Genomic DNA, 12,187 nt, shown 5'->3' on the forward strand with positions numbered 1-12,187 from the left:
ATGCGCTCATTTTGCAATCACATGATCAGGTTCCTGAGTGGGAACCGCTGAATCACATACATGAAAATGAACGAATGAACATATTGATACGAATTGAGGAGGGTTTCACTAATGGCTAAGGATATTTTGTTCTCTGAAGAAGCACGTCGTGCGATGCTTCGCGGTGTAGATGCTTTGGCAAATGCGGTTAAAGTGACGCTTGGACCAAAAGGTCGCAACGTTGTATTGGAGAAGAAATTCGGTTCTCCGCTTATCACGAACGACGGTGTAACGATCGCGAAAGAAATCGAGTTGGAAGATGCATTCGAAAACATGGGTGCACAACTCGTTAAAGAAGTAGCTACAAAAACAAACGACGTTGCTGGTGACGGTACAACTACAGCGACTGTTCTGGCTCAAGCAATGATCCGCGAAGGCTTGAAGAACGTTACAGCTGGCGCGAACCCAATGGTTGTTCGCAAAGGTATCGAGAAGGCTGTGAAAGCAGCGGTTGAAGAATTGCACAGCATTGCGAAGCCAATCGAAGGCAAGCAAAATATTGCTCAAGTTGCGGCAATTTCTGCAGCTGACGAGGAAGTTGGAACGTTGATCGCTGAAGCGATGGAGAAAGTCGGCAAGGATGGCGTAATCACTGTCGAAGAATCCAAAGGTTTCAATACAGAGCTTGAAGTGGTTGAAGGTATGCAATTCGACCGTGGATACATCTCTCCATACATGATCACAGACACTGACAAGATGGAAGCTGTTCTGGACAACGCTTATATCTTGATCACAGATAAGAAAATTACGAACATCCAAGAAATCTTGCCTGTACTTGAGAAAGTCGTTCAACAAGGCAAGCAATTGGTTATCATCGCTGAAGATGTTGAAGGCGAAGCGCTTGCTACATTGGTAGTGAACAAATTGCGCGGTACATTCACTTGCGTAGCTGTTAAAGCTCCTGGCTTCGGTGACCGTCGTAAAGCAATGCTGCAAGATATCGCTGCATTGACAGGCGGCCAAGTGATTACAGAAGAGCTCGGCCTTGAATTGAAATCGACTACGATCGATCAATTGGGTACTGCTCGTCAAGTACGCGTAACAAAAGAGAACACAATTGTTGTTGATGGCGCTGGCAACAAAGCAGACATCGACGCACGTGTAAACCAAATCCGCACGCAATTGGAAGAAACAACTTCCGAGTTCGACAAAGAGAAGCTGCAAGAGCGTCTTGCTAAATTGGCTGGCGGCGTAGCAGTTATCAAAGTTGGTGCGGCTACTGAAACAGAATTGAAAGAGCGCAAATTGCGCATTGAGGACGCTTTGAATGCGACTCGTGCAGCAGTTGAAGAAGGTATCGTTGCTGGTGGCGGTACTGCGCTTCTGAACGTATATAATGCAGTTGCAGCTGTAAAAGCATCTGACGACGAGCAAACAGGCGTGAACATCGTCTTGAAAGCTCTTGAGTCCCCAGTTCGCACAATCGCTGACAACGCTGGCCAAGAAGGCTCCGTTATCGTTGAGCGTTTGAAAAACGAAAAAGTTGGCGTAGGCTATAACGCTGCTACAGGCGAGTGGGTTGACATGATCGCTCAAGGTATCGTTGACCCTGCGAAAGTAACGCGTTCCGCGTTGCAAAACGCAGCTTCCGTTGCAGCTATGTTCTTGACAACTGAAGCGGTTATCGCTGACAAGCCAGAAAAAGAAAAAGCCGGCATGCCTGATATGGGCGGAATGGGTGGCATGGGCGGAATGGGCGGCATGATGTAATAGAATCATTTTCGAAGTTAAATCGAAGATGAACAACCGCGTTTTAGTGGAAGATTCTATTTCTGATTGAATGACTCACGCTCAATGGGGTAACTTTATCGCATCGGGTTACCATCCCACCTTACAAGAGGCAATCTAGGTAACATACCGGATGAAAGAGGCTTCTCATACGTTCTTTTAGAACGTCATGGGAAGTCTTTTTTGTAGCCTTCGTCCCGAGTTATTCATTTTCCGAACTCCTTCAATTTTTAAAATTACAAAAAAATGGTGTTGACAAACGGTTTTATAAGTTCTAAGATTGTCAGTAATCTAATATTGAATAACCCGATGAAAGAGCGAAGTAGCAATATTGTCCCTGTTCTCAGAAAGCCAGGGGTTGATGCGACCTGGTACACACAATGTATTGCGAATTACACTCTGGAGGTTCTTAGGTAACGCTAAGCGGATTGGCAATCGATATCATTGCCGAGAGTGGTATGAATGGTGGCTGCAGCACTGTTCATACAAGCTGGGTGGTAACACGGTTAATTAATCGTCCCTATGTCTACAATAGACAAGGAGACGATTTTTTTGTTTTTCTAATCCATTTTTTATAACATATAAAATTACACCGAGGAGCTGAATCACAATGATGAACATTATCGATGAATTGGAATGGCGCGGCGCCATTAATCAACAAACGGATGCGGAAGGTTTGCGTAAATTAACAAGCGAGAAATCGATATCGTTATACTGCGGTGTTGACCCTACTGGCGACAGTATGCATATCGGACACTTGATTCCATTTATGATGCTGAAACGATTCCAGCTTGCGGGACACCGTCCAGTAATCTTGATTGGTGGAGCAACAGGCACAATCGGTGACCCAAGTGGCCGTACAACAGAACGTACCTTGCAGACGATGGATCAAGTACAGAATAACGTAGATGCGCTGACTGCACAAATGAAAAAGCTATTCCTGAACGAAGGCGAAACGGGTCTGCGCATGGTGAACAACTACGACTGGACTCATAACGTAACGATTCTTGATTTCCTTCGCGACTACGGGAAAAACTTCAGCGTCAACACGATGCTGGCAAAAGATATCGTAGCGAGCCGTCTCGACACAGGGATCTCCTTCACTGAATTTTCGTACCAAATTCTTCAGTCGATGGACTTCCATCACTTGTTCGTCAATGAAGACGTTCAATTGCAAATCGGCGGCGCGGATCAATGGGGTAACATTACAAGCGGTCTGGATCTGATTCGCAAAAAAGAAGGCCCAGAAGCCAAAGCATTCGGCTTGACGATTCCGCTCATGCTCAAAGCAGATGGTACGAAATTCGGTAAAACAGCAGGCGGTGCAATCTGGCTTGATCCGAACAAAACGACTCCATTCGAGTTCTACCAGTTCTGGGCAAACCAAGACGACCGCGATGTAATTAAATACCTGAAATTCTTCACTTTCTTGACGAAGGAACAAATCGACGAGTTGGAAGAAAAGGTGAAAACAGAGCCGCATAAGCGTGAAGCACAACGTGTGCTTGCTGAAGAAATGACGAAATTTGTGCACAGTGAAGAAGCATTGGTACAAGCTCAAAAAATTACAGCTGCTTTGTTCAGCGGAGATATCAAAGCGCTGACTGCAGATGAAATCGAGCAAGGCTTCAAAGACATGCCGACATTCCATGCTTCTAAAGAAGAGAAAAATATTGTAGACTGGCTCGTTGATCTTGGTATTGAACCTTCCAAGCGTCAAGCGCGTGAAGATATTACGAATGGCGCCATTTCCATGAACGGTGAGAAAGTAACAGATCTCGAGATGACAGTTACCGTAGACAATTCCTTCGACGGCCGCTTCATCATCATCCGTAAAGGGAAAAAGAGCTACAGCCTCGTGAAGTTGGGAGAATAGCTGCTACAGCTATTCTCTTTCCTTTATCTCCTTTATGTAGGGGGCGGGATAACCAAATGCCAGAATCATGGAAAAAATCGCTTCAAAGCGCTTATGTAAATCATCGCATTATAACAGCTGTTAATCGAGAAAAGCAGGTTAACTGGCTCATCGTCGAGCTTGGACTTGCTGATGTGGCTAGCGAACGGATAAATAAAGAGTTAGATCGGATGTTAATTGGATTCAATCGCTTGTGCAAGTACAAAAGTGTGAAGCAAGCATCGCTTGGTTACTTTCGTATGTTGGATATCGTGAGCGGGGAGAATGTATGCCATCCCACAATTCACATTTTGCTGCCAACGATTAAGAGTTACTTTCAAGGCAGATATTATATTAAGGCCGAGTCGTGGCTTGCCTTGTGGTGCAAGGCAATGGATATGGATTCTACGGATAATGTGACTGTGAACGTGAAGGTCGTAAGTGCGAAGGGAGAGCAACAGACGGTTATTCGTAAGATGGATCAAGGATTAAGCAGGCTGGTAGAGGATACAGGTCGACGAAGACAAATTCAGAACGAATCAAGTATCCATCTCGCATCGCGTCGGCTTATCGGGTATAGCAGAATGATGAAGGAATATATGGAAAGGCTGAATCCTGCTGTCGTGGTCGATATAAATCAGTATGATACAGAAGATGCGATTGCGAATGCTGTATTTGAAATAATGCTCGATTGGTACCCAGGAATACGACATGAAAATGAGCGCATTCATCCATTCATAAACGGAATTTGAACGAGAATAGCAAAATGAGAAGAAGCATTTAGATAGAAGGATCGGATTTGAAATTTATCCGATTCTTTTTTTGTTCTATGGAGAAAATGTAACTGTTTAAAAAAAACTGGATGTAGAGGGGGAACATTCAAATCAAGCTTTGCGCAACGAGCGTTTTTTTGAAAAAAACAAAAGAAAGAGATAAACAATCGAAAAGTTAGCTATGATTTATTTCACAACTAAAATATGACGATTGTCATATCAAACAAAGATTAGAGTTTATTTTAGCGCATAGATCAGTCTATTTTTCAATGAAGGATTACCAAATTAAACCTGTTCGTATGTCTTCCAAATGATTCAATTGTTTCAATGGAAATTGATAAATATTTGAAATGGAGAAGGGATTATCAATTTCTGAGAGATTCACCTTTCTCTATCATCCATGTAAGCTTATCCTCCATGATGTATAAGTATTCCCTTTCGATTTTTCCTCAATCGCGATTTGCCATTCCAGATTTGTCCTCAATTGCGTTCAACCTTACGGAATAAGAACAAGTTCCACAACGCATGATAGTGATATCGCATGGTAGGCAACCAGCCCCTAGGTGTGATCTCATTTCATCATGGAAAGGATGTGGGGCCAATCACAAAAGATAGATAGTAGAATTGATGAAAAAGGAATCATATAAAAATACCGCAAAACGCATTTATATTCATGAATTCACCCTGAAAATGCTTTTATCTATAGAAGCGCAAAACCTTTAAAGCCTTCATCGAATTGCTGGAAAAAGCTTTAAAGTATCTGTTAACAAGATTTTGGAAAATGACGAAAAAACCTTATGTGACAAGGTGTTGAATCGAATTGACAGAACAAAAAAATGAGGCGTATACTGACGGTGCAAGTTAATCGATTAACAAAACTATATAAATAATTCCATATGATCAAGGGGTGAGCTCGAAGCGTTTCAATTGATTTCCTATAGTTTCAATTCATACCTTATTCATTGATTTGAATAATTTAGGAAGATTGAAAAGGTTAGACAACTGAGAGAAAGAAGGATAGATCTATGGCCAATTCAAAAAAATTGACGCTGTTCGGGTTGATTGGTATCACGATGGCGTTCTTTGGCACTGTTCGTAGTGTGCCGACACTTGCCGCCACAGGCTGGACTCAAATCTTTTATATGTTGGTTGCAGCCGTATTATTCGCCTTGCCAATCGCATTGATGTCAGCCGAGCTGTCAACAGGGTTCCCTGAAGAGGGCGGGCCGCAAGTATGGGTTAAAAATGCGTTAGGCGAGAAATGGGGCTTCGTTACCTCATGGCTCTTATGGGTACAAATGTTCTTCGGGATGGTAATGGTCGCATCCACAGTAGGTGTTCTATTCGGATACGTTATTAATGTTCCCGATTTATCATCAAACAATTACTTCATATTCGCAGTTATCCTAATTTCATATTGGGGCGTAACATTATTGAACTTAAAGTTCGATATGGTCAAAATTGCCGGTAACTGGGGCGCGATTATCGGGGTATATATCCCATTCGTTATCCTCGTTATCCTTGGCGTAGCGTATATGATGAAAAACGGCATTCGTCCTGAAGGATATTTGAGCAATTTCAAAGCAAGCGACTTGCTGCCGAATCTAAGTGATTTGGGAAGCTTGGCATTCTTGTCTGGTATCATCTTTATCTTCGCAGGTGTAGAGATTTCTTCTGTTCATGCGAATAACATTGAAAATCCGAAACGCAACTATCCGATCGCGGTAATCGCTTCCGTTATCCTGCTCGTTATTTTCAACCTGATTGCAGGTCTTACAGTAGCGAACGGTGTTCCAATGGGTAAAATGGAGCTTGCGAACATTACGCAGCCTTACCTGATCTTCTGTGAAGACTTAGGTATTCCATCCATCTTCGTTAATATTATTTCGGCCATGATTCTTATCGGTGTACTCGTTCAGTTGAGCGCATGGGTACTTGGACCAAGTAAATCGATGATCAAGGTTGCAGAGGATGGTAACTTGCCTCCATTCTTCCAAAAGAGAAATAGTAAAGGCATTCCGATTTCGTTCGTATTGATTCAAGCGATTGTCATCTCGTTAGTTTCCGTTCTTTATATTGTAGTACCAGATGTTAACAGTGCATTCTTGATTATCACGATTACAACAACAATTCTCTATTGTATCGTATACGCATTGATTGCAATGTCGGCAGTTCGTCTTCGTTACAAAATGCCGGAAGTCGAAAGACCTTTCCGACTTGGCAGCAAAGGCAATGGCTTGATGTGGTTCGTATCCTTGCTGGCTTTGCTAAGTGTAGGCATTACTTTGGTTGTCAGCTTGATTCCGCCATCTGTCCTGGATCCAAGCCAAGCAACGGGTTACATCATTTATCAAGTTAGTGCAACTATCGTTATGGTGGGTATTGCCCTTATCATATATAAATTCAAGAAGCCAAGCTGGAAAAAAAGTGAATAATTTCACAGTTTGAACCTTCAGCAATCATTTTCAGTAATTCATTTATTCGATTTCATACACATCGGGAGGAATAGAACATGAACTATCAAATTCCGGAAGTTAACTTGAAAGCATTGTTCCTTGGCTCTAAAGGCGAGAACGTTAATCTTTTCAAAGAAGTATTGAATAAAATTGTGGACGAGCATGTTGGCTGGAGACAAAACTATCAACCGCAAGATTTGCCAGTCATCTCTCCTTTCGATAAAAGCTCTCAAAGCTTCCAAGATACTGCAGATCATATGCGCAGCGTATTCGACCAATTGTCTTCTAAGCTTCGTTCCGAATCGTTGCCATGGCATACAGCAGGTCGCTTCTGGGGTCATATGAACTCCGAAACATTGATGCCAGCGATTATCGCTTATACAGCAGCAATGTTGTGGAACGGTAACAACGTAGCCTATGAATCTTCTCCAGGTACATCCCAAATGGAAGAAGAAGTGGGACATCAATTGTGCAAAATGATGAGCTATCGCGAAGGACAAAGCTGGGGACACATCTGTGCTGACGGTTCCATCGCGAACTTGGAAGGTCTCTGGTATGCACGTAACATCAAATCTTTGCCGCTTGCTATTAAAGAAGTCGCACCTGAGCATGTAGAAGGCAAATCCGAATGGGAATTGCTCAACATGCCTACGCAAGAAATTATGGACATCTTGGACAAAGTTCAAGATAAATTGGACGATATCAAAGCAAAATCCGCACGCAGCGGCCGTTATTTGAACAAGCTTGGTAAATGGTTGATTCCACAAACAAAACACTATTCCTGGCTGAAAGCAGCCGACATTATCGGTATCGGCTTGGATGCAGTTGAAGCAATCGATGTAGACAGCACTTATCACATGGATATTGAGAAGCTGGAAACACGCATTCGTCAACTGGCAGCAGAAAATACGCCAGTCCTTGGGGTTGTTGGCGTAGTCGGAAGTACAGAAGAAGGTCAAATCGACCATATTCATAAAATGGTTGCTCTTCGCGAAAAATTGGCGAAAGAAGGCATCTACTTCTATATCCACGTTGATGCAGCTTACGGCGGATATGCACGTTCTATCTTCTTGGATGAAAATGATCAATTCATCGAATACAACAAAATCGATGAAGTATTCAAGAAACACAATGTCTTCACAGATATGAACTTGAAGAACGAATGGCTTACAGAAGACGTTTATGAAGCATTCAAGGCAATGAGCAAAGTTGAATCCATTACAATTGACCCGCACAAAATGGGCTATATCCCATATTCTGCAGGTGCAATCGTTATTCAAGATATCAGAATGCGCGACGCGATTTCTTACTTCGCAACCTATGTATTCGAGAAGGGTGCAGACATCCCAGCATTGCTTGGTGCGTACATTCTCGAAGGTTCCAAAGCTGGTGCTACAGCAGCGGCTGTATGGACAGCGCACAAAGTATTGCCGCTTAACGTAACAGGATTTGGTAAGTTGATGGGCGCAAGCATCGAAGGTGCTTACCGCTTCTACAACTTCTTGAAGGACAGAACATTCAACGTGAATGGCAAAGTGATTAAACTTCATCCGTTGACTAAACCAGACTTCAACATGGTTGACTATGTATTTAACGAAGAAGGCAACACAGATTTGGAGAAAATGAACAAATTGAACCATGACTTCTTCGACTATGCTTCCTATGTGAAGGGCGGATTGTACAGCAACGAATTCATCACTTCGCATACAGACTTCGCAATTCCTGACTATGGCAATAGCCCATTGGAATTCGTCAACAGTCTTGGATTCAGCAGAGAAGAATGGGATCGTGTTGAAAAAGTTACAATCCTTCGTGCTTGTGCCTTGTCTCCATATGCTCATGACAAAGACGTATTTGAAGAATATGCGCTTAAGATTGAGAAAGCGATTCAAGACAAGCTTGAAAAAATCTACATGTACGAAATGTAAGATTCAAATTTATAAAATGGGATGCGTAACAATCTTCGGTTGTTGCGCATTCCTCTTTATCCAAGGGGTGCCGGATATGACAAACATCAAAAAGGTATTAACGGTTGCAGGTTCGGACTCTAGCGGCGGCGCTGGATTACAAGCGGATCTTAAGACTTTTGAAGAATACGGAACATTTGGCTTCTCAGCTATAACATCCATTGTAACCATGGATCCAGATAAGAACTGGCATCACGCTGTATATCCCATCGATCCAGAACTGGTGCGCGACCAGATTAAAACCGTACTCTCTGGGGGCAAACTAGATGCGATGAAAACAGGCATGCTCGGCTCAATTCCCGTAATCGAGTTGCTTAGAGAAGTTATTGATCAACACGATATCGCGAATGTCGTCATTGACCCTGTTATGGTGTGCAAAGGCGAAAACGAAGTTGTGCAGCCGGAAAACGGCCAAGCCATTCGAGAGCTTTTACTACCTAGAGCAACGGTTGTGACGCCGAATTTGTTCGAAGCGGGACAATTGGCAGGCATGCGCAAGGTAAGTACCTTGGACGACATGAAGGAAGCCGCGCATAAGATCTTCGAACTTGGGGCAAAACACGTTGTAATTAAAGGCGGCAAGGCGTTAGAAGATCAGAAAGCAATTGATTTGCTGTTCGATGGTAAAGATTTCACGCTTTATGAGGCGGATAAACTGGCAGCAAACCATAATCATGGGGCAGGCTGTACGTTTGCAGCAGCGATAGCGGCTGGTTTAGCCAAAGGTATGCTGGTCAAGGACGCTGTAGCAGCAGCCAAGCAATTTGTTACAGAGGGGATTCGAGGCGGATTTGCCTTCAACCAGTATGTAGGCCCTGTATGGCATGGTGCGTACAATAAGGCTGAACAACGCATGAATCGCTAAGACAGCATGGTATATGTCCAATCTATAGACCCCATTTGCGAGCGCAGCATTGCAATAGATGGTCATGAAGGAGTTCGGCTTATATGAAAAAGGAAGAGGTTACACTGAAAGAAAGCTTATTTCTTTTAGTTGTTTTATTAGCCATCATAGGATTTTGCATTATCGGCTTAAGCATGGATCCACAAATTCCGATATTATTCTCCTTGGGAATTATTATCGTCTTCGCTAAAATAAAGGGCATATCTTGGGATCGCGTTCATAAAGGAATTTCGAACGGTATTACGCCCGGATTAATCCCTATTCTCATCTTTATGCTAATTGGAGCCTTAATCAGCGTGTGGATTGCAGCAGGAACAATTCCAACGATTATGGTTTATGGCTTTGGCATCTTGTCCGCTAAATATTTTTTGCCTTCTGTTTTTATCATTTGTGCAGTCGTTGGCATTACAGTAGGGAGCTCCTTCACTACGATCTCGACTGTAGGTATTGCCTTCTTCGGAATGGGGCAGATTATGGGATACCATCCCGCCATTACGACTGGGGCAATCATTTCAGGTGCATTCTTGGGAAACAACGTCTCGCCTTTATCAGATACAACGAACCTGTCCTCGGCTATTGGTGAGGTTGACTTGTTCGAACATATCCGTTATATGCTGCGGGTTGTCATTCCCGCCTTTCTGATTTCACTTTTATTCTTTGGAATTGTAGGTCACGCGAAGGTGCTGACGACAGGCGAACAAATTAATGAACTTGTTCAAACCTTAAATTCGTCATTTACTGTTTCTGCTTGGACCCTAATACCAGTGTTAGTACTTTTTCTATGTGCCTGGCGGAAAATTCCGGCCATTCCGACTTTGCTCCTAAGCATTGTCTTTACAATTGGAATTCTGTTCATTTATCATCCAGAGACAAGCTTGGCTAGTTTGTCTAAGCTTATGCAGGATGGTTATGTAGCGAACACAGGCGTTGAGAGTGTGGACAAGCTATTGTCTCGCGGCGGTATTCAAAGCATGATGTGGTCTGTTTCACTTATTCTGCTTGCCTTGTCTTTAGGTGGATTATTAGTGGAAATGAACATCATTAAAACAATTATTTCTCGTATTTCTTCCTTTGTCAGCACAAAAGGAAAGCTCATTCTAATGACAGCAGTTAGCTCCATGGGGATTAACCTGCTGCTTGGGGAGCAATATTTGTCCATTATTTTACCAGGTGAAGCGTTCAAGTCACAATATGATGCGATCAATGTCCAGCGCAAGGAAATGACAAGAATCCTCGCAAATGGAGGAGCGGCCTTTAATGCGCTTATTCCTTGGGGGGTTAGCGGAGTATTTATTACGGGGACGCTCGGCGTATCTACACTTGAATACTTACCATTTGCAATATTCTGTATTGCAGCACCACTGCTCAATATTCTTTATGGTTTCTTGAGAAAGTCTAAACAAGCGTCTAAAACGCTCTAATCGAAAAGTCGAAGAGAAAAAGTTGGTGTGCAGCCAGCTTTTTTTCTGCGATAGAGCACATCGCTTCTGTGAAATGCGTGGAATTAATTACTAATGAAAATCAATGCTATAATATGTTATACCTATTTCAGAATATCTGGAGAAAAAAATCACAAAACTGGATTCTGTCACATGAAAATGACCTTCTAATCCCACCTTCACACACGATGAGATTGGAATCAGCCATGACTCAAGGAGGTTAACATATGTTAATAGAAGAACTGCAAGGCAAATCATTAGATGAATTTTTCCAAGGAATTCTGTCTTTAGAGACAATTGAGGAATGCTATGCTTTCTTTGATGATTTGTGTACAGTGAATGAGATCAAGACGATGGTTCAACGCTTTCAGGTTGCCAAGATGCTGTACAACCATAACACTTACAGTGAGATTGAAGCAGAAGCAAACGCAAGCACAGCTACCATTTCCCGTGTTAAGCGTTCTTTGAATCACGGCAACCATAGCTATGAATTGATGTTCGCCCGGATGAAGGAACAAGCGGACAAAGGTTCAAAATAAGCTTACCAATCATCATTTCTTACGAATATATGTATCTTCGTACTAGGAAAACCTCTCCATACAGGCTTGCGCACCTTGAAGGTTCAACTTTCACATCAATTACTTTCTAGTTACATGTAAAGCAACTTCCATGCCCAAAAACCAATTAGGGGAGAAGGAGGGGGAGACTTAGCTTCGCTCAGTCATATGAGTAAGCGGATTGCTCTAGTCACCCCCAACCAATGCATGCTACTCCTCAACGAGCTCCTTGAATGACTTCACCTTGCCATGCGCATGCGGAGTTTGCTTGCGAATTTTATCGGCGTTTTCCCGGCGATGTTTCGGAATGGACATGAATGATAGCCTCCTCCTGAGATTAGCCAATCAGGCATCATAAGATCATGGCTAGATAGATACAAGCATCTGTCTAGCCAGCAGCATTCGATTTGAATGTGAACCGAATGTGTCA

9 protein-coding genes and 1 other annotated feature are annotated in these 12,187 nt (G+C 42.9%); of the genes, 8 read left to right on the plus strand and 1 reads right to left on the minus strand.

Going from position 1 to position 12,187, the window contains the following annotated elements; translation table 11 throughout:
- Positions 1 to 111: 111 nt before the first annotated feature.
- The 8 genes from groL to ACQ5BJ_RS13460 all read left to right on the plus strand — a co-directional run bounded on the left by groL (position 112) and on the right by ACQ5BJ_RS13460 (position 11,739).
- Positions 112 to 1,749, plus strand: coding sequence for a chaperonin GroEL (gene groL, locus ACQ5BJ_RS13425; protein ID WP_005542538.1), 1,638 nt, complete (start codon positions 112 to 114; stop codon positions 1,747 to 1,749).
- Positions 1,750 to 2,067: 318 nt separating this feature from the next.
- Positions 2,068 to 2,292 (plus strand) — a binding site (T-box leader).
- A gap of 88 nt (positions 2,293 to 2,380) precedes the next feature.
- Positions 2,381 to 3,643 (plus strand): tyrosine--tRNA ligase, encoded by a 1,263-nt coding sequence (tyrS, locus tag ACQ5BJ_RS13430; protein WP_040735453.1) that lies wholly within the window; start codon positions 2,381 to 2,383, stop codon positions 3,641 to 3,643.
- Positions 3,644 to 3,699: 56 nt separating this feature from the next.
- Positions 3,700 to 4,413 (plus strand): protein rep, encoded by a 714-nt coding sequence (locus ACQ5BJ_RS13435; RefSeq protein WP_268621359.1) that lies wholly within the window; start codon positions 3,700 to 3,702, stop codon positions 4,411 to 4,413.
- Between the two features lie 1,046 nt (positions 4,414 to 5,459).
- On the plus strand, positions 5,460 to 6,869 hold the full coding sequence (gene tyrP, locus ACQ5BJ_RS13440) for a tyrosine-tyramine antiporter (protein ID WP_163975037.1): 1,410 nt from the start codon (positions 5,460 to 5,462) through the stop codon (positions 6,867 to 6,869).
- Positions 6,870 to 6,946: 77 nt separating this feature from the next.
- Entirely contained in the window at positions 6,947 to 8,818 is a 1,872-nt protein-coding gene (gene tdc, locus ACQ5BJ_RS13445) for a tyrosine decarboxylase (protein ID WP_005543962.1), read from the plus strand.
- 76 nt (positions 8,819 to 8,894) lie between these two features.
- Complete coding sequence (gene thiD, locus ACQ5BJ_RS13450) at positions 8,895 to 9,722, plus strand: bifunctional hydroxymethylpyrimidine kinase/phosphomethylpyrimidine kinase (protein ID WP_040734958.1); 828 nt, start codon at positions 8,895 to 8,897, stop codon at positions 9,720 to 9,722.
- Between the two features lie 83 nt (positions 9,723 to 9,805).
- Positions 9,806 to 11,182: a Na+/H+ antiporter NhaC gene (nhaC, locus tag ACQ5BJ_RS13455; RefSeq protein ID WP_005543959.1), complete on the plus strand. Its 1,377-nt coding sequence runs from the start codon at positions 9,806 to 9,808 to the stop codon at positions 11,180 to 11,182.
- Positions 11,183 to 11,427: 245 nt separating this feature from the next.
- On the plus strand, positions 11,428 to 11,739 hold the full coding sequence (locus ACQ5BJ_RS13460; RefSeq protein WP_163975031.1) for a YerC/YecD family TrpR-related protein: 312 nt from the start codon (positions 11,428 to 11,430) through the stop codon (positions 11,737 to 11,739).
- A 228-nt stretch (positions 11,740 to 11,967) separates the two neighbouring features.
- Here ACQ5BJ_RS13460 and ACQ5BJ_RS13465 read toward each other — a convergent pair whose 3' ends face one another.
- Positions 11,968 to 12,072: a DUF6254 family protein gene (locus ACQ5BJ_RS13465; protein ID WP_005543954.1), complete on the minus strand. Its 105-nt coding sequence runs from the start codon at positions 12,070 to 12,072 to the stop codon at positions 11,968 to 11,970.
- Positions 12,073 to 12,187 lie beyond the last annotated feature (115 nt).

The sequence above is a fragment of the Paenibacillus sp. B1-35 genome (assembly GCF_050474385.1).
In the GTDB taxonomy this organism is placed as follows: domain Bacteria; phylum Bacillota; class Bacilli; order Paenibacillales; family Paenibacillaceae; genus Paenibacillus_B; species Paenibacillus_B alvei.